The organism is Jutongia sp., assembly GCF_057878315.1.
The window spans coordinates 28,626-47,602 of the sequence record NZ_DBLXSO010000008.1 but is presented as its reverse complement, the minus strand read 5'-3'; the positions used below and the strand labels follow the sequence as shown (position 1 = coordinate 47,602).

19 protein-coding genes are annotated in these 18,977 nt (G+C 45.7%); 16 read left to right on the top strand and 3 right to left on the bottom strand.

Features of this window, described 5'->3' with window-relative positions; all coding sequences use genetic code 11:
- Nucleotides 1-5 precede the first annotated feature (5 nt).
- The 3 genes from ACZLMD_RS03110 to ACZLMD_RS03100 are packed head-to-tail and all read left to right on the top strand — an operon-like array spanning nucleotide 6 to nucleotide 2,969.
- Nucleotides 6-1,241, top strand: a complete 1,236-nt coding sequence (locus ACZLMD_RS03110; RefSeq protein ID WP_489495109.1) for a peptidase U32 family protein — start codon at nucleotides 6-8, stop codon at nucleotides 1,239-1,241.
- A gap of 21 nt (nucleotides 1,242-1,262) precedes the next feature.
- On the top strand, nucleotides 1,263-1,490 hold the full coding sequence (locus ACZLMD_RS03105; RefSeq protein ID WP_489495108.1) for a hypothetical protein: 228 nt from the start codon (nucleotides 1,263-1,265) through the stop codon (nucleotides 1,488-1,490).
- Between the two features lie 21 nt (nucleotides 1,491-1,511).
- A complete protein-coding gene (locus ACZLMD_RS03100; RefSeq protein WP_022305208.1) occupies nucleotides 1,512-2,969 on the top strand; it encodes an alpha-L-fucosidase in 1,458 nt (485 codons plus the stop codon).
- 157 nt (nucleotides 2,970-3,126) lie between these two features.
- Here ACZLMD_RS03100 and ACZLMD_RS03095 read toward each other — a convergent pair whose 3' ends face one another.
- Nucleotides 3,127-3,327 (bottom strand): cold shock domain-containing protein, encoded by a 201-nt coding sequence (locus ACZLMD_RS03095; protein WP_022305209.1) that lies wholly within the window; start codon nucleotides 3,325-3,327, stop codon nucleotides 3,127-3,129.
- Between the two features lie 119 nt (nucleotides 3,328-3,446).
- Complete coding sequence (locus tag ACZLMD_RS03090; protein WP_489495107.1) at nucleotides 3,447-5,276, bottom strand: ABC-F family ATP-binding cassette domain-containing protein; 1,830 nt, start codon at nucleotides 5,274-5,276, stop codon at nucleotides 3,447-3,449.
- Nucleotides 5,277-5,503: 227 nt separating this feature from the next.
- Here ACZLMD_RS03090 and ACZLMD_RS03085 point away from each other — a divergent pair, with 227 nt between their 5' ends.
- The 11 genes from ACZLMD_RS03085 (at nucleotide 5,504) to ACZLMD_RS03035 (ending at nucleotide 16,659) form a co-directional block, all read left to right on the top strand.
- Nucleotides 5,504-5,944: an acyl-CoA thioesterase gene (locus ACZLMD_RS03085; RefSeq protein ID WP_489495106.1), complete on the top strand. Its 441-nt coding sequence runs from the start codon at nucleotides 5,504-5,506 to the stop codon at nucleotides 5,942-5,944.
- Between the two features lie 4 nt (nucleotides 5,945-5,948).
- Nucleotides 5,949-7,718, top strand: coding sequence for an aryl-sulfate sulfotransferase N-terminal domain-containing protein (locus ACZLMD_RS03080; RefSeq protein WP_489495105.1), 1,770 nt, complete (start codon nucleotides 5,949-5,951; stop codon nucleotides 7,716-7,718).
- 123 nt (nucleotides 7,719-7,841) lie between these two features.
- Nucleotides 7,842-8,498: a fructose-6-phosphate aldolase gene (gene fsa, locus ACZLMD_RS03075; protein ID WP_022305213.1), complete on the top strand. Its 657-nt coding sequence runs from the start codon at nucleotides 7,842-7,844 to the stop codon at nucleotides 8,496-8,498.
- Between the two features lie 36 nt (nucleotides 8,499-8,534).
- A complete protein-coding gene (locus ACZLMD_RS03070) occupies nucleotides 8,535-9,389 on the top strand; it encodes a transketolase (RefSeq protein ID WP_279222350.1) in 855 nt (284 codons plus the stop codon).
- 12 nt (nucleotides 9,390-9,401) lie between these two features.
- Nucleotides 9,402-10,346, top strand: coding sequence for a transketolase family protein (locus tag ACZLMD_RS03065; protein WP_022305215.1), 945 nt, complete (start codon nucleotides 9,402-9,404; stop codon nucleotides 10,344-10,346).
- Between the two features lie 239 nt (nucleotides 10,347-10,585).
- Complete coding sequence (locus ACZLMD_RS03060) at nucleotides 10,586-11,329, top strand: histidine phosphatase family protein (protein WP_489495104.1); 744 nt, start codon at nucleotides 10,586-10,588, stop codon at nucleotides 11,327-11,329.
- Between the two features lie 151 nt (nucleotides 11,330-11,480).
- A complete protein-coding gene (locus tag ACZLMD_RS03055) occupies nucleotides 11,481-13,448 on the top strand; it encodes a beta-propeller domain-containing protein (RefSeq protein WP_489495103.1) in 1,968 nt (655 codons plus the stop codon).
- A gap of 77 nt (nucleotides 13,449-13,525) precedes the next feature.
- Nucleotides 13,526-14,035 (top strand): hypothetical protein, encoded by a 510-nt coding sequence (locus ACZLMD_RS03050; protein WP_489495102.1) that lies wholly within the window; start codon nucleotides 13,526-13,528, stop codon nucleotides 14,033-14,035.
- A 491-nt stretch (nucleotides 14,036-14,526) separates the two neighbouring features.
- Entirely contained in the window at nucleotides 14,527-15,594 is a 1,068-nt protein-coding gene (spoVAD, locus tag ACZLMD_RS03045) for a stage V sporulation protein AD (protein WP_482522570.1), read from the top strand.
- 67 nt (nucleotides 15,595-15,661) lie between these two features.
- Nucleotides 15,662-16,015 carry a stage V sporulation protein AE gene (gene spoVAE, locus ACZLMD_RS03040; RefSeq protein WP_482522572.1) on the top strand — a complete coding sequence of 118 codons (354 nt, stop codon included), beginning with the start codon at nucleotides 15,662-15,664 and terminating at the stop codon, nucleotides 16,013-16,015.
- Between the two features lie 173 nt (nucleotides 16,016-16,188).
- Nucleotides 16,189-16,659: a DUF6465 family protein gene (locus tag ACZLMD_RS03035; RefSeq protein WP_482522571.1), complete on the top strand. Its 471-nt coding sequence runs from the start codon at nucleotides 16,189-16,191 to the stop codon at nucleotides 16,657-16,659.
- A 92-nt stretch (nucleotides 16,660-16,751) separates the two neighbouring features.
- Here the strand turns inward: ACZLMD_RS03035 and ACZLMD_RS03030 are convergent, their stop codons facing one another.
- The gene (locus ACZLMD_RS03030; RefSeq protein ID WP_022305222.1) at nucleotides 16,752-16,961 is read right to left on the bottom strand and encodes an alpha/beta-type small acid-soluble spore protein; all 210 of its coding nucleotides are present in this window, start codon (nucleotides 16,959-16,961) and stop codon (nucleotides 16,752-16,754) included.
- Between the two features lie 252 nt (nucleotides 16,962-17,213).
- On the opposite strand from ACZLMD_RS03030, the gene scfA reads away from it, so the two are divergent.
- Both scfA and scfB read left to right on the top strand, forming a co-directional pair.
- Entirely contained in the window at nucleotides 17,214-17,366 is a 153-nt protein-coding gene (scfA, locus tag ACZLMD_RS03025) for a six-cysteine ranthipeptide SCIFF (protein ID WP_022305223.1), read from the top strand.
- A 162-nt stretch (nucleotides 17,367-17,528) separates the two neighbouring features.
- A complete protein-coding gene (scfB, locus tag ACZLMD_RS03020) occupies nucleotides 17,529-18,902 on the top strand; it encodes a thioether cross-link-forming SCIFF peptide maturase (RefSeq protein WP_489495101.1) in 1,374 nt (457 codons plus the stop codon).
- The last annotated feature ends 75 nt before the right edge of the window (nucleotides 18,903-18,977 follow it).

Below are 18,977 nucleotides of genomic sequence, written 5' to 3'. Positions count from 1 at the left end.
ATGGTTTGTTACCAAATGGAAAGCCGGAACTTCTGATACCGGCAAGCAGTTTAGAGGTGTTAAAGGTGGCTGTGATCTACGGTGCGGATGCGGTATATATCGGTGGAGATATGTATGGTCTGCGTGCCAAGGCGAAGAATTTCTCGACAGAGGATATGAAGGAAGGCGTTGACTTTGCGCATGAGCACGGAAAGCGCGTTTTCGTGACAGCAAATATCACAGCGCACAATAAAGATATGGATGGGATCCGCCGTTATTTCGGCGAGTTAAAGGAGATCGGACCGGATGCTCTGATCATTTCCGATCCGGGTGTATTTGATATTGCCAGAGAGGTCTGTCCGGAGATAGAGATCCACATCAGCACCCAGAGCAATAATGTCAATTACGGAACATATCTGTTCTGGCAGCGGATGGGTGCAAAGCGCGTCGTTTCCGCAAGAGAGCTTTCAATCAAGGAGATCAAGGATATCCGGGCGCATATTCCGGATGATCTTGAGATAGAGACCTTTGTGCACGGAGCAATGTGCATTTCCTATTCCGGACGATGCCTGCTCAGCAATTATTTTACCGGGCGGGATGCTAATCTGGGTGCCTGCACGCATCCGTGCCGCTGGAAGTATTATATCATGGAGGAGAATCGTCCGGGGGAATATCTTCCGGTGGAGGAAAATGAACGCGGCACCTATATTTTTAATTCAAAGGATCTGTGTATGATCGAGCATATTCCGGATCTTGTGGATGCCGGAATTGACAGCTTCAAGATCGAGGGACGCATGAAGACGGCACTTTATGTGGCGGATGTGGCGAGAACATATCGTCAGGCGATCGATGATTATTTCACCTCACCGGAGTTATATGAGTCCCGCAAGGACTATTACATGGATGAGATCTCAAAGTGTACATATCGCCAGTATACGACAGGATTCTTCTATGGCAAACCGACCCATGAGGGACAGATCTACGATAACAATACCTACGTTCGTAAGTACACATATCTTGGCATTGTCGGCGGAATCACAGAGGACGGCTACGCAGTGATGGAGCAGCGCAACAAGTTCTGTGTGGGCGATGAGGTTGAGATTATGAAGCCGGATGGCAGTGACTGTCACGTGAAGGTTCTTGCCATGCGGGATGATAAAGGAGAAGCAATGGAGAGCTGTCCTCACCCACAGCAAATGATTCAGGTGAGGTTTAGCGAGACACCGGATCTGATGAATTTGATCCGTGTATCATGTGAGTAAATACATTCAGGAGGAAGCGTTATGGAAAAAAATGTAAGACTTAGAGTACTGTATGTGATGGAGCTGTTTGTGGAGCAGACAGATTCGGAAAAAGGAGTAACCATGCAGGAGATTCTGGACTGGCTGGGTGAACACGATCTGACCGGCGAGAGAAAGAGTATCTACGAAGATATTCATGCCCTGAAGGAGTTCGGACTGGATATCCGGTATACCCAGTCTGACAAGACATATCGTCTTGCCAGTCGCTAATGAAAGAAAAGGAGAAAAAGAATGACACCACAGCAGAAATATTTAAACATTGTGGATGAGGTGATCGAGAAAGGTCCGTTTAAACCGGACTGGGTATCCCTCTCTGATTATGAGACGCCGAAGTGGCTCAAGAATGGAAAGTTTGGTATATTTATTCACTGGGGACTTTTCAGCGTGCCGGCATTTAACAATGAATGGTATTCCCGCAACATGTATATCCAGAGCATGGAGGAGTGGCAGCATCACAGGGATACTTTCGGAGAGCACACAAAGTTTGGTTATAAGGACTTTATACCGATGTTTACGGCACCGAAGTTTCAGCCGGAGGAGTGGGTGAAGCTTTTCAAGGAAGCGGGAGCCAAATATGTCATGCCTGTTGCAGAGCATCATGACGGTTTTCAGATGTATGACAGTGAGATCAGCGAGTGGAACAGCGTGAAGATGGCTATGAAGCGTGATGTTCTTGGCGAGATGAAGGCAGCCATCGAGAAGGAGGGACTGACCTTCTGTGAGTCAAATCACCGTGTAGAGCATTCCTTTTTTATGGGGCATGGTAAGGAGTTTGACAGTGATATCAAGGATCCGATGAAGTTAGGCGATTTCTATTACCCTGCTATGCCGGAACCGGATAATCAGGATCTGTTCAGCCCGGCACCACCACAGGATTTCATGGAAGACTGGCTGGCAAGAAACTGTGAGCTTGTGGAGAAGTATCATCCGAATATGGTATATTTCGACTGGTGGATCCAGCATGATTCCGTAAAGCCATATCTTAAGAAGTTTGCAGCATATTATTACAACCGTGGTCTGGAATGGGGACAGCAGGTGACTATTTCTTATAAGCATGATGCAATGATGCTTGGCACCGGTGTGCTTGATATGGAGCGTGGACATTTTACAGAGGCAAAGCCGTTTACCTGGCAGGCAGATACCTCTATGGCGTACAATTCCTGGTGTTACACAGAGCAGAACCGCTTTAAGCCGACGGTGGAGATCATTCAGGATCTCGTGGATATCGTCAGCAAGAACGGCTGCCTGCTTCTGAATGTGGGACCAAAGGCAGATGGAACTATCTGCGACGAAGAGATCAAGATCTTAAAGGAGATGGGTGAGTGGATGAGCGTCAACGGAGAGGCAATCTACGATACACACCCATGGCGTATCCAGGCAGAGGGCAGCACCAAGGGTGTTGAAGGTATGTTCTCCGAGGAAGGTCGTCAGGCTTATGGCAAGGATGATATCCGCTTCACCTGTAAGGCAGATTACATCTACATCATTGCGATGAAGCAGGAGGGTGCCGATGTTGTTGTTAAGTCTATGGGCGAGGACAGCAAGGACTTCCACGGCATTATTCTTGAGATGAAGGCACTTGGTTATGATGAGCCGGTGACTTACGAGCGCGATGCGGATACCATGACGATCCATGCACCGTTTGTAAAGAGTGATATGCCGGTTGTATACCGCATGAAGCTGAAATAACAGAAACAGATAATAAAGAAAGGCTGGTGCATCAGATGATGCATCAGCCTTTTGTTACACCTCAAAGCTTATGTCCAGATAATTTTGCAATAAAAAATTTTATCAAAAAACTAAAATGGTTTATGCCATGAATATAACGTCTGTCTGTTGTCTGCAATTAACCAAGCTTAACAACGTTAGCAGCCTGTGGTCCCTTTTCTCCGTTAACAACATCGAACTCAACCTCTTCGCCCTCATCAAGAACCTTGAAGCCGTCCATCTGAAGTGCTGAGAAATGTACGAATACATCTTTTCCTGTCTCGTCAGAGATGAAACCAAAACCCTTCTTTGCGTTAAACCATTTAACTGTACCCTTCATAGTAGTGCCTCCTAAAATAATGAAAAAATTTTGTAACCTGTGTGAGCACAGATTCAACAACATGTTTAATCTATCATATTCGTTGTTCGCTGTCAATGTAAAACCAATCAAATACTCCGCTAATTTTTGTCTATTCCCAGTTCCTGCGCAAGCTCCTCAAGATACATCCAACGCTCCATTTTCTGCTCAAGCTCCTGAGAAAGATTCTCTTTTTCTTCGGATAATTTGCCGAGCCGGACGAAATCACTGGCGGCACGTCCCATCTCCTCATCGATCTCTTCCAGGCGGGTTTCTAACTTCTGGATATCCTCCTCGATCGTTTCAAAATCCTTCTGTTCCTGATAGGTCATCTTTTTCTTATGGGTCTGTCCGTCCTTCCAGTTGCTGCGGTTGATTGTTTTGGAGGCATTCTCTGTGACAGTGCTGTCTGTGCCGGACGGTGTGATCGCAGCTTCCTTCGCCTGCTTTGCATGGAGATAATCGGTATAACCGCCCTCGTACTGCACAAGGTGTCCGTCCTCCTCGTAGGAGAAGATCCGGCGGACAACACGGTCCAGAAAATAACGGTCATGCGATACAACAGCAACGATACCGTCGAAATGGTCCAGATAATCCTCCAGTATCGTCAGTGTAGCGATATCAAGATCGTTCGTCGGCTCATCGAGGAAAAGGACATTTGGTGCCTCCATCAGGATGCGGAGCAGATAGAGACGGCGCTTCTCGCCACCAGACAGCTTTTTGATCAGGGCATACTGCATGTCACCCGGGAAAAGAAACCGCTCCAGCATGGCGGATGCGGTGATCAGCGAGCCGTCCGGCTGTCGGATATATTCTGCACCGCTGCGGACATAATCGATCACACGCATATTGTCCTCCAGAGCCTCGTTTTCCTGTGAAAAATAACCGATCTTTACAGTCTGACCGATCGTTACGGTTCCGGTGTCCGGCTTGACGGTGCCGTCAATGATCTTCATTAATGTTGACTTGCCGCAGCCGTTTGGACCGATAATTCCGATCCGGTCATCTCTGAGGAAAATATAGGAGAAATCATTGATCAAGGTACGATCTCCATAGGATTTTGTAATATGTTCCAGCTCGACGGTCGTTTTTCCGAGGCGGGAAGAAACGGAAGCCATCTCTACGGAGCTGTCCTGTACCGGAGCCTTGGTGTCGCGGAGTGCTTCGTAGCGGGAGATGTGTGCCTTCTGCTTTGTGGAACGTGCTCTGGCACCGCGCTGCATCCATGCAATCTCCACGCGCAGAAGACTCTGACGCTTGCGTTCGGTTGCCATTTCAATCTCCTCACGCTGGGCTTTGCGCTCGAGATAACCGAGGTAATTGCAGCTGTAGCTGTACAGCTTGCCCTTGTCGATCTCCACGATACGGTTGACGACGCTGTCTAAGAAGTAGCGGTCGTGGGTGATCATGATCAGAGCACTCTTTGTGTTTTTCAGAAAGTTTTCCAGCCATTCCGCCATCGCACTGTCAAGGTGGTTGGTCGGCTCGTCAAGGATCAGGATATCCGATGGTGTCAGCAGGGTGCGTACAAGGGCGATCCGCTTGCGTTGTCCACCAGAAAGCTCTGTGATATTCTGGGACAGCTTCGTGATGCCAAGCTTTGTCAGCATTGATTTTGCATCTGCTTCGTAATCCATAGGATCTCCGGAAATGTCAGAGGCGAGAGGAAGCGCTGCGGTCAGTGCATCGAAGCTTTCCGGGAAAACAGGATTCTGCGGCAGATAGCCGATTCGCAGATTTCTTCCCATAATAACGGTTCCCTCATCCGGTTCCTCTTTGCCGGCAAGGATCTTTAAAAGGGTTGATTTGCCAGTGCCGTTAATGCCGATAATTCCGACCTTTTCCTGTTCGTTTAAGGAAAAGGAAGCATCGTCAAATAGCTTTCGTTCCGTGTAGGAATGTGTCAGGTGTTCTGTTGTGATGAGATTCATAATCGTCCTCTTTTCTGATAATTTCTATAATAAATAATCTGTAACAGATGTGTTTTCATAAAGTTGTGTGATCCTCGGAAAAGGAGGTGTGTCAGAATCCGGAAAAATATCCCGGTTATAAAATGGACTTTTGGCACGCCAGGCTTTATAATAACTGGTAGGAGTCACAATATCAATATGATACCTGTAAAGCGTGATTCTGTCAAAAAAGGAAACGGGGGGATTTGATGATAAAATACAGCCGTTCGGTCAATTATTATGAGACCGATCAGATGGGGATCGTACACCATTCTAATTACATTCGTTATTTCGAGGAGGCACGTCTGCACTGGATGGACGAGATAGGACTTTCATACAGCGGACTGGAGGAGCTTGGAGTGATCATTCCGGTCACCTTTGTGGACTGCAGGTATAAGAATCCGGTCCGCTTTGGGGATACGATCAGCATATCTGTGCGCATATCGAAGTTCGATGGAATCAAGATGGTATTTGCCTATGAGGTGTGCGATGAAGCAACCGGAAAGCTGCGAAGCACAGGCAGCAGTGGACATTGCTTCCTGGATAAGGATATGCGTCCGGTGCTTATCCGCAAGAGCTATCCGAAGCTGTATGAGATCATGATACAGGCACTTCACGAGGATGGCGGAGAAGGAAGAAAGGGAATGTGAATTCATGAAGAAGAAGCTGATAACTATATTGATCACCAGTCTGGTGATGATCGCGGGGATGGGAGCCTTTCTTTGGAAAATGAATGCGGTGTCACAGCGCATCGAGAAGAAAAAGGCAGCACTTTTGCAGGAAGAGATGGATACGAACACGAAGGATAAGGCGTTGGAGGATATTGACAAGCTGGATATGCAGACGCTCTATTTATCGGGCTCTGACAAGAATGTTGTCACCAGAGATTATGCCAGTCTGGATGAGGTTTATAATGAAAGCCGGTCGGCATCGGCAGAAAAGATGCTGACCGAACTGAAGAAGAAGCGGGATTATTCGGAGAAGGACGTTCTCTGGGCATACAATCCATATGGAACCAATCCGGATTCTTTGTATATGTACTTTAAAAGCAAAGGGAATTTCTACTGCCGTTATACGATCTCGGTGGATGACGACAAGATACCGGATTTTACGAGAACACTCGACAACGGCGCTTCCGGCAATGTTTCAAAGGAGCATGAGTATCAGATCATCGGTCTGGTGCCGGGCAGAACCAATTATCTGATTGTTAAGCTGTACAATAAAAAGGACGAGCTTGCCAACACACTGTACTATAAAGTGGACATGCCGAAAAGCCGGAGTGGTGCGCAGACAATCCTTTCATCCGAGAAGGGGAGTAGCAAAGGAAAGCAGCAAAACGGTCTTTATACGGTATTCCGCAAAGCTTCCTCCGGACAGCAAAATGCCGTTTTATTTTATGATAACAGTGGCGTGCTGCGTGCGGAATTTCCGACGAAAGCAGCCGGTTATAATATCGAAGAAATTTATGATACGCTCGTTTATGCCGTGGATAATAATACGCTTGTCCGGGTCAATGCACTGGGGCAGGTGGAGAAGTGCTTAAAGCTTCCGATGCATCAGATCTACGGTGAATTTGCTTATGATGGAGCGGGGGCGGTCTATGTGCTGGCAAGACCGGTACAGCAGTCGGCATCCCTCGGAAACGTTACAAGAGTGGAGGTTAATTCCGGGAAGGTTACGGATGCCCTGAATCTGTCAGATATACCGGCACTTGTGAAGCTTGTAAAGCGTGCCGATCATAAGAAGACCTTAAAAGGGAAGAACCATATGCAGGTCAATTCAATCCGGGTGACCGGAACGAATCAGCTTCTGCTTGGCTCCTCCAAATATTCAACGATCATGAAGGTCAGCAATGTCAACAGTCTGATGCCGAAGCTCGATTATATGATCACGGATCGGAAGCTATGGAATATTTCCGGAAAGAACAAAGCAGACAAAAAGCTTCGCAAAAAGATATTGACCAAAGGTCTTGCCGAGGGACAGGCCGAGCCGACACAGGCATCACCGTTAGTGAATTCCATTCTCGACACAGGCAATACGACACCGGAGCTTTTTGCCTCCCAGTATGGTCAGAATGCGCTTGTGACCGGGGAAAATTCCGGACTTGCCGATGGACAGTATTATGTCAGTATGCTGAATAACAATTCCGGCAGGGGTTCATCCGGCAGGAAGAATTCCTACTATTACCGGTATCTTGTGGACGAGACGGCAGGAACTTATGCACTGGTGGATAAGAACAGACTGGACTGGAACAAAAGCGGTGGAAATGTAACTGCATATGATGATAGTTTTCTTTACTGCAGGTCGGCAGATCATTTGTTTGAGGAGCTTGACGGAAGCGGAAGAAAGATTCGTTCCTTCCGTGTGAAGGGCAGCCTGCACAGGGTATATAAAAACGACTGGAAGGGCGTTTGGTTTTACTGATGTTTTAACGTTTCGACACGCTATTTTTATTGACCCTGTCCCGGAAAAGAGGTATACTAAAAACAGTAGTTTGTATGTAATCAGGCAACTGTCTAATGAATAATGTATAGGAGGAAAGTTATAATGAAATTTTTTGTTGACACAGCGAAGATTGAGGACATCAAAAAGGCAAACGATATGGGTGTGATCTGTGGTGTAACCACAAACCCTTCTCTGATTGCCAAGGAGGGTGGCAAGAGCCAGGAGGAGATCTTAAAGGAAATCGCTTCTATCGTTGATGGTCCTATCAGTGGAGAAGTTAAGGCAACAACTGTAGACGCAGAGGGCATGATCGCAGAGGGACGTGAAATTGCAAAGCTTCATCCAAACATGGTTGTAAAGATCCCTATGACAGTAGAGGGACTCAAGGCAACAAAGGTACTTGCTTCTGAGGGAGTTAAGGTAAATGTAACACTGATCTTTTCTGCAAATCAGGCACTTCTGGCAGCAAGAGCAGGTGCAGCATATGTATCACCATTCCTTGGACGTCTGGATGATATTTCACAGCCGGGTATCGATCTGATCGAGACGATCACCGCTATCTTTGACAACTACGGTATTGATACAGAGATCATTGCGGCAAGCATCCGTAATCCGATCCATGTAACAGACTGCGCTCTGGCAGGAGCTGATATTGCAACAGTACCATATTCTGTAATCGAGCAGATGACAAAGCATCCGCTGACCGATCAGGGTATTGAGAAGTTCCAGAAGGAGTATCTTGCCGTATTTGGTGAGTAATAAGAACAGGCAGCTTTGAAAAGCTGTCATCATAAGATCAAAGACAGAAAGGAAATGAAAATGGATACATTAGCATTAAAGAAAACTGCAAATGAGATTCGTAAAGGTATTGTGACAGCAGTGCACAGTGCAAAGTCCGGTCATCCGGGTGGATCTCTTTCCGCAGCAGACATTTTAACATATCTTTATTTTGAAGAGATGAATGTAGATCCAAAGGATCCGAAGAAAGCAGACCGTGATCGTTTTGTTCTTTCCAAGGGACACATCGCACCGGCACTTTATGCAACACTGGCAGAGAAAGGCTATTTCCCGAAGGAGGATCTGAAGACACTTCGTCATGTGGGATCTTATCTGCAGGGTCATCCGGATATGAAGCATATCCCGGGTGTTGATATGTCAAGCGGTTCTCTGGGACAGGGAATCTCTGCAGCAGTTGGTATGGCACTGTCCGCAAAATTGGACAGCAAAGATTACCGAACATATGCACTTCTTGGTGACGGCGAGATCCAGGAGGGACAGGTCTGGGAAGCTGCAATGTTTGCAGGTGCCCGTAAGTTAGATAATCTCGTTGTGATCGTTGATAACAACGGACTTCAGATTGATGGAGATATTGCAGATGTATGTTCACCATATCCGATCGCAGACAAGTTCAAGGCATTTAATTTTAATGTGATCGAGATTGATGCCCATGACTTTGATCAGATTGCAGATGCATTCCGGAAGGCGAAATCTACCAAGGGAATGCCAACCGCAATTATTGCAAAGAGTATCAAGGGCAAGGGCGTAAGCTTCATGGAGAATCAGGCAGGATGGCATGGCTCTGCTCCGAATGATGAGCAGTATGCACAGGCAATGGCTGATCTGGACAAAATCGGTGAGAGCTTAAAGTAAAGGAGGATGAACATGGCTGACGTAAAGAAAATAGCAACAAGAGAAAGCTACGGAAATGCGTTGAAGGAATATGCAGAGGAGTATCCAAATCTTGTCGTACTGGATGCCGATCTGGCAGCAGCGACCAAGACTGCAATCTTTAAGAAAGCATATCCGGACAGACATATAGATTGTGGTATTGCAGAATGTGATATGATGGGTATTGCAGCAGGACTTGCTACGACAGGAAAGATCCCGTTTGTAAGTTCCTTTGCAATGTTTGCAGCAGGACGTGCTTTTGAGCAGGTTCGTAATTCTATCGCATATCCACATCTCAACGTAAAAATTGGAGCAACTCATGCAGGTATCTCTGTCGGCGAGGATGGAGCAACCCATCAGTGCTGTGAGGATCTTGCTCTGATGCGCACGATTCCGGGGATGATCGTTATGAATCCTTCGGATGATGTAGAAGCTAAGGCTGCCGTAAAGGCGGCGCTGGATCATGAAGGTCCTGTATATATCCGTTTTGGCCGTCTGGCAGTGCCGGTGATCAATGACAGACCGGATTACAAGTTTGAGATTGGTAAGGGTGTTGTACTCCGCGAGGGTACCGATGTGACGATCATCGCTACCGGACTTGAGGTTGGAGAGAGCCTTGAGGCTGCAGAGAAGCTTGCAGCAGACGGCATCTCCGCAAAGGTGATCAACATTCATACGATCAAGCCTCTGGATGAGGATCTGGTTGTGGCAGCAGCCCAAGAAACCGGTAAGGTTGTTACCGTTGAGGAACATTCCGTGATCGGTGGTCTTGGCAGTGCAGTATGTGACTGCCTGTCTGCAAAGGCACCGACAAAGGTTATGAAGATCGGTGTGAACGACACATTCGGTGAGTCTGGTCCTGCTCTTGAACTGATCAAGAAGTATGGTCTGGATGCAGACAGCATTTACGCAAAGGTAAAGGCGTTTGTAGCGGAGTAAGGTCTGTTTCGACGTCTTTGACTGGCGGCAGAAAGCAAAAGCTGCTTAGAAATGATATGTTATTTTGTGGGGTCTGTACTGAAAATGGTACAGATCCCATTTCTGGTATATAGAAAATTTTCGATAATGGTACGGCAACGCGCAAGGCGTGTCAGATCCCTCACATATAAGAAGCATTGGAAGTAGAAATTGGCAGGCATGCTTTGCATTAATAAAATAGGAAAGGTGACTGATATAATATGAGACTGATGATCGTACGACATGGAGATCCGGATTACAGCATTGATTCGCTGACCCCAAAGGGCTGGAAGGAGGCAGAGCTTTTAGCAGACCGCCTTTGTAAGCTGGACATTGCAAAATTTTATGTTTCTCCACTTGGAAGAGCAAAGGATACCGCATCCTTCACGCTGAAATGGCTGGGACGGGAAGCGGAAGAGATGACGTGGATGCGGGAATTTGATGCCTGGATCAAACGACCGGACGTGGGCGACAGGGCGATATTGTGGGACTGGCTTCCGGAGGACTGGACGAAGGTTTCTTCCTTTTATGATAAGGATGCATGGAGTGACCATACACTTCTGAAAGAAGGGACAACGGAACATGGTGATATCAGGGCGGAGTATGACTGGGTCATCGGTGAATTTGACAAACTGCTTGAGCGTCATGGCTATCGCTGCGAAGGACAGATCTACCGTGCGGAGAATGCCAATGATGACACCATTGTCCTGTTCTGTCACTTCGGACTGGAATGCGTGCTTCTAAGTCACCTTCTCGGGATCTCACCGATGGTGCTGTGGCATGGCTTCTGCGCGGCACCAACCTCCGTTACAACACTCTATACCGAAGAACGCCGCCCGGGCATTGCCTCCTTCCGTATGACAGCCTTCGGAGATACCTCACACCTGTATGTGGCAGACGAACCACCTGCCTTCGCAGCCAGATTCTGTGAGTGCTATGACCACACCGATGAGCGCCACGACTAACCCACATCCAATCCGGTGATAACTATATTAAAAAAATTTATTTCATGCAACATTTTGAGCTGAGGCGACACAGATAAATAGGAATTCCGAAAATGGGAAACAAATTGTTTATTTTATGTGCCGCAGGGGAAGCGGCAGAAGGGAGCCGCTTATGATGAATGGAACGGAACGGCTGATCGGACTCAGAATGAGGAAGGTGACGCTTCGCAAACGTCACTGGAAGAAACCGGCACGGATTGCCGGAGGCTGTGTGTGGTTCGTGCTTGCAGTATTATTGTGCCGGATCTTTCTGGGAGGAACGGATGGCTGCTATACCAACAGTATCATGCATGTGGACAGCTACCAGCAGATTTATCAATATTATATGGGACTGCTTGAGAAGCAGGATAAAATTGTTTTAAAAGACAGTGATGCAATGAACGCAAAGATGGGAGGAGAGAATACTTCCGGCGGGGATGTGCAATATGCAACTGCTTCTGTCGACAGCAATGTGCAGACATATGTTTCGATCAACCAGCGGGAAACAGGAGTCGGGGAAGCAGATGCGATCATTACGGACGGACAATATATCTATGAGCTGGTACAGAAAGAGACGGAGAATGACTGGGGTGATCCGCCGTGTATTCATATTCTGAAGCCGGAGGGGAAACAGACAAAGGAGATGTTGAAGTTTAAGCTGCCGGTTCCAAAGGACGAAAATGGATCCACAGGTTTATCTTCTGATGCAAAATGGTTGTCATACCGGACGGCAGCATTGTATGTTTATCAGGATATACTTGTTGTGGCAGAGGAGCTTCATGGACTTGCCGGAGAAGAGGAGATTCAGGAAACGGTGAAGTGGGATGTTAAAACAGCCGTTTATTTCTATGACATTTCCGATATCAGACATCCAAAGGAACTGCGCCATGTTTTGCAGAATGGCAGTTACAATACTCTGCGGGAATATCAGGGTGTTTTGTATCTGGTGACACAGAATTGGGACGTTCCGGTGACTGCGATGAAGGAGAAGGATAAGGAACGTTATGTTCCGTGGCTGGACGGAAAATTTCTGGAAACCGACAATATTATTCTGCCGGAAGATGCACAGGGGAATGCATACACCATGGTCAGCACATGGAAGCTGCAAAAGGACGTGAAAAAGATCAATACAAAAGCAGTGATTGGTCTGTACACGGGCGTATATATGACAGAGAATAATCTGTATCTTTCCACGACTCTTTATGCAGATATCGCCCAACAGGAAAAAAATGACAGTAGCAGGATACTCAGGTTTAAACTGGACGGGGGAAAACTGGTTGAAAATAAGACGGTGGTAATGCCGGGATCGTTTGCAAACAGTTTTGCCATTCAGGAAAGAAAAGACATGCTGTATGTGGTGACAGAGATTATCCGTTATGCGTATGAGCAGGATGCAAAGGGGGAGGAGGGCTATGAGTCCGGGCAAAACTATGTCAGTAACACAGAAATCTGTGCCTACGTTTTTGACGATGCATTAGAAATGATCTCGAAATGCGGCAATATTGCAGAAAACGAAGATGTCAAAGCCGTCCGTCTTCTGGAGGATGTCGGATATGTGGTGTCCTATCAGCAGACGGATCCTCTCATCAGTATTGACTTTTCTGATCCAAAGGAGCTAAAGGTGATGGACGAACTGAAAATGCCGGGCTTTTCTACGTATCTTCATCCGGTCAAAGACAATCTTCTTCTCGGAATCGGGACAACAGACGATACGCAGAATCAACATATTAAGATAGCACTGTACGATATTTCGGACAATGAAAATCTGCATATTTTTGATGAAAAGCTTATCGAAGATATGGAGAACAGCAATGTAGAGTATGATTACAAGGGTGTATTTATTGATGGGGATAACAGTATCGTCGGTTTTGGGGGAATGACCTACGATGAGAAATATCTGGATGATCCAGAAGAGAAGGCATACCGGAACACCTATGTATTATATCGTTACAGTAGAGAAGGTAAGCTCGAACCAATCGGGGACTACGAGGTTAAAACAGGAAGCAGTGGAACGGTTGGCATGCGGATCGGATCGTGGTTTTATATTATTCCGTATGGTCATGCAGATGTCAGTGATATGGTGATCGTTCCGTATCTATAAAGAAGAAATCTTAAATTTTTAAGTAAAATCAGTTCGCTATGGTAACGGTAGCAGGTTGCCTGGAAAAGGGGGAAACTATGAAGAAAAGAAAAATCATGTTTGCTGCAGTGATCGTGGTCTTCTGCCTTGTGATCTTTGTGGTCACAAGACAGCAGACTTCTCGTTCCATTCTTGGAACGATGAAAATGTATTCGGTATTTCAGATGCCGGATGTTTCGCTGGCGCAGGGAAATTATTCCGGCAAGAAATTAAAAAACCTGTCCTTTCAGGACAAAGTTCAGTTATTTCATATTCTGCAAAAAACAAGAATTTATCAAAAAGAAAAAGATCCAAAATATTCGCCGGAGGATCTTGGATTGTGGGATACACAGATACTGTTTCGCTGGGACAACGACACAAAAAACATTCTGTACTGGTCCGATTATCAGGACGATAAAACAGGGCTTTTCACATGGGGAGCCGTAGACGGCGACGACATAAAAAGTTATTATCTCGACAAAAAATATGCCCTCAAACTTCAGAAATTATTTATCAAATATACCGGCAAAAATGAAAAAGCATTTCCAAAAAATTCACAGGATTCATAATCATGTTACGAAAACTTTCCTCACGAAATGTTAATGTAGGTTCATAATATTTCTTATGTCCTGAAAACAAATAATAATTTTGCCTCGTAAAACAGATTAATCCGTGAACTATGACAAAAAATTGACGCAGATCAGTAGGATTTCTGAAAAGTCTTTGCTTTGCAATGCTTTGATAAATGCGCATCCGCACGACTGAGCCCACCTCGGGGCGAGTACGGTAGGATGCGTTTATCAAAAATCAAAGCAGCAAAGCAATTAGACTTTTCGAAATCCGTTAGTGACAAGACAATTTTTTTGTCATAGCTCACGGATTTTCAAGTTCTTTGGCAGGCAAAATTCTATTATCAGTAATTGGACATAAGAAATATTATGAGCGATTTCGTTTCATTGCTGTGGAAAGTTTTGTGAGATTATTATGAATAATCGGTACCTTCATTGGAAAAAATAGGCATAAAAGGTATGCACATTTTGTGCGGAAAAGGAGGTGCCGGATGGCAAAAAAAGAAATCGGAAAACAAAGCGTAGAATTTGACTGTCCGCCCCTGATCGTAGGGGCGGCGTCTGTTGTTGGAGAAAAAGAAGCACAGGGACCCTACGGAAAATATTTTGATCATGTCATAAAGGATCCGATGGCGGGACAGGAGACATGGGAGGAAGCGGAAGAACGCTTTCAGCAGATTGCAGCGGAGATGGCAATCGAAAAATGCGGCTTAAAGAAAAAGGATATCCGCTATGTTGTGGCGGGCGATCTGCTCGGACAGCTCATTGCATCCTCGTTTGGTCTGATGAATCTGGACATCCCGATCTTTGGTGTGTATGGTGCGTGCTCGACGATGGGGGAATCACTGGCAATCGGATCAATGTTAGTGGACGGCGGTTTTGCGGATCGTGTCGTGGCACTTACGTCCAGCCATTTTGCCAGTGCAGAAAAGCAGTTTCGTTTCCCGTTGGGTTATGGCAACCAGCGTCCGCAGGCGGCAACCTGGACTGTGACGGGAAGCGGGGCAGTTGTTCTATCCTCGCAGTTTGATACGAAGAAGAAACTGTCCCGCAAAACGGATGTCCAAAAAATCGTACAGGTACGCGGTGTTACCACCGGTAAGATCGTAGATTATGGTGTCAAGGACAGTATGAATATGGGAGCCTGTATGGCACCGGCTGCGGCTGACGTGATCGCAGCGAATCTGAATGATTTTCAGAGAAAGCCGGAGGACTATGATCAGATCATCACAGGTGATCTGGGAGAAGTTGGAAGACAGATCCTGCTGGATATTCTGCAGGCAAAGGGGTATGACATTGCGGACAGATATATCGACTGTGGCATTGAAATTTATCGGGATGACCAGAATGTACAGTCCGGTGGAAGCGGCTGTGGCTGCAGCGCGGTCATGCTGACCGGCTATATTCTGCAGAAGTTAAAAAATCAGGAATGGAAGCGTGTTTTGTTTGTTCCGACCGGAGCACTTTTGTCACCGGTAAGTTTTAATGAAGGAAAAAGTGTACCGGGAATTGCACATGCAGTTATCCTGGAAAGTGCCGGAGAAAATGACAGAAAATAAGAAAAAGAAACGTAGCGTTTTTTGAAAAATTATGTAATAAAATTTGGAAAAAGGAGAACCGAAAAATATGAATTATGTTTGGGCATTTATTGTGGGTGGATTTATCTGTGTCATTGTACAAATTTTAATGGACAATACAAAGCTTTTGCCGGGAAGGATCATGGTGTTGCTTGTCTGCACCGGCGTCATACTCGGAGCACTTGGATGGTACGAGCCTTTCGAAAAATGGGCAGGTGCCGGAGCGACGGTTCCGCTTCTTGGTTTTGGAAATGTTTTATTTCACGGTATGAAAGAAGCAATTGATCAGGAAGGATTTATCGGATTATTTAAAGGCGGTTTTACGGCATGTTCGGTTGGCGTTTCCGGTGCAATCATTTTTGGGTATATCGGATCGTTGATTTTTAAACCGAAAATGAAATAAAAAGCACTGGAAAAACAAGGCAATATTTATAATTTTTTGTAACAAAATTCAAATAATTATACAATAGTAACAAAAATTGAAAAAAGGGTTGAAACTTTTCGGAAAACGCTATAAACTTTTTATCGTAGATTAAGTTGTTAATTATTTCTTTAGTTATGAAAGGGAGAAGTATTATGGCAGACAAGAAAAATACTACCGCAAAAAAGGAGACCGCAGTTAAGACAAACGCAGCAGTAACAGCAGCAGCCGCAACCGTAGCAGCAGCTAAGAAGACAGAGGCAGCCGCTCCTGCAGCTAAGACAGCAGATACAGTTAAGAAGACAGAAGCACCAAAGAAGACTGAGACCAAGAAGGCAGAGGCACCAAAGAAAGCTCCTGCAGCTAAGAAGGCAGAGCCTAAGAAACGTGGAAGAAAGCCTGTAGCTAAGAAGGCTGAGCCACGCGTTCAGGAAGTTTACTTCGAGTTTGATGGCAAGCAGGTTGAGGCCGGCCAGGTTGTTTCTCTGATCGAGCAGGCTTACAAGAACGAGGGTCATCAGATCGGACGTATCAAGGATCTGAAGGTTTACATCAACTCTGAGGAAGGCAAGGCATATTATGTCATCAACGGAGACAATGGTGAAGGTAAGTATATCGAGCTGTAAGAATTTTTGCGATATATCAAAAGGGCTGAGATCATTCTCAGCCCTTTTTCCATGTCAACCCATGGAAAATATTTGTGTTGACAGATGATTGATTATTTACCTGCCATAGATTCTTCCTGACGCTTGATCATCTGACGAACCATCTCGCCACCAACGGAACCGTTCTGTGCGGATGTCAGATCTCCGTTGTAACCACCGTTCTTAAGTGGTACTCCTAACTCACTGGCAACCTCCATCTTGAACTTGTCCATAGCTTCTTTTGCCTGTGGAACTTCCATTTTTGAACTCTGGCTGTTTGTCATTTTTTCTACCTCCTTGATATTGGTTTTGCCGATTGATTTCATTCTGCCGCAGCAGATTCATATCTTTTTCGGCGGGATAGGCTTTTGTTTTGCTTATCCTGATTTCTATTATCTGCAATTGCAGGTAAAATATTTTGCCAGTTTCTTCCTGCTTTTTGAGGAAAATTTGACCAGAAGGTTGAAATTTATGAGAAATGTGATACAATAATATAAATAATTATGTTTAGAACTTATGAAAGGATGGAGGATATCATGAAGCATATTCAGACATTAAACAAGGCAAACTTAAGTGAGTCCGCTAAGAAGGGCGGCTGTGGTAAGTGTCAGGCATCTTGCCAGTCTGCATGTAAGACATCTTGTACGGTGGGAAACCAGAAGTGTGCAAGAGAGGATGACGACAAATAATTGTTGTGATTGCGCTGAAAGCAGATAGCTGCTGCAATTTATTATTGCAGCAGCTATTTACATGTTACAGTTTCAAATTTCCCACGGGTAATGTATCGGATCACACAGGCTCGATGCGCTGACATATCTGGTGTGGGTGATCTGAATTAAGAAAGGATAATTATGATTCATAAATTTAAAGCAAAGGATTTAAATATTGTATTGGATGTAAACAGCGGTGGAGTACATCTGGTGGATGATCTTACTTATGATCTGCTGGATCATCTGGAGGAACCGCTGGCAGAGGCATGTCCGGAAGAGGCAGTGAAAGCGCTGGCAGACAAGTATACAAGGGAGCAGGTTGAGGAGTGCTATGGAGAGATTTTAGAGCTTTACCATGACAAAGTGCTTTTCAGCGGAGATCCGTATGCTGTCTATGCCGAAACAGCGATCAATTCGCCGATCAAGGCAATGTGCCTTCATATTTCCCATGACTGTAATCTGCGCTGCAAGTATTGCTTTGCATCCACGGGAGATTTTGGTACGGGACGTAAGCTGATGCCTCTGGAAACCGCTAAGGCAGCCATTGATTTTCTTTTGGAGAAGTCTGTGGGAAGAGAGAATCTCGAGCTTGATTTCTTCGGTGGTGAGCCGCTGATGAATTTCGATGTAGTAAAGCAGACCGTAGCTTACGCCAGAAGCAAGGAGAAGGAATACGGTAAGCATTTCCGTTTTACGATCACAACAAACGGCATGCTTCTGGATGATGATGCGATTGATTTCATCAACAAGGAAATGTATAATGTTGTTCTTTCCATCGATGGACGAAAGGAAGTCAATGACCGGATGCGTGTGCGTGCAGACGGAACAGGAAGCTATGATCGCATCGTCAGGAATTTTAAAAAACTTGTGGAGAAGCGTGGCGATAAGGAATGGTATGTCCGTGGAACATATACAAAGTACAATCTGGATTTTTCCGAGGATGTATTCCATCTGTATGAGCAGGGCTTTGATCAGATCTCGGTGGAGCCGGTTGTGGAGGATCCGAAAGTAGAGTATGCGATCACGGAGGAAGATCTGGATCGTATCTGCGAGGAGTATGATAAGCTGGCAGACCGTCTGATGGAACTCAAGAAGAACGGTGGATTCCTGAATTTTTTCCATTTCATGATCGATCTGGAGCAGGGACCGTGTGTGATCAAACGTCTGCGTGGCTGCGGCAGTGGTAACGAGTATGTTTCCATCACCCCGGATGGAGATATTTATCCATGCCATCAGTTTGTTGGACATGAGGAATACTGCATGGGTAATATTGAGGAAGGCACCTTCAATGAGGAGATCAAGAAGGAATTTGCGGGGGCACATGTTTATTCCAAGCCATCCTGCCAGAAGTGCTGGGCGAAGTTTTACTGCAGCGGTGGCTGTAATGCAAACAACTATATTTATAATGGAGACATTCATAAGGTTCATGAGATGTCCTGCAAGATTCAGAGAAAGCGTCTGGAAAGTGCAATTCTGATCAAGGTTTGTGAGATGTTAGAAAAGGCGAATGCATAAGCCGATCAACGTACAATGATGTTGCCGTGTTTGCCGTGGTATAGTATAATAGAGAAGAGGCAGCATTGGTGGCTG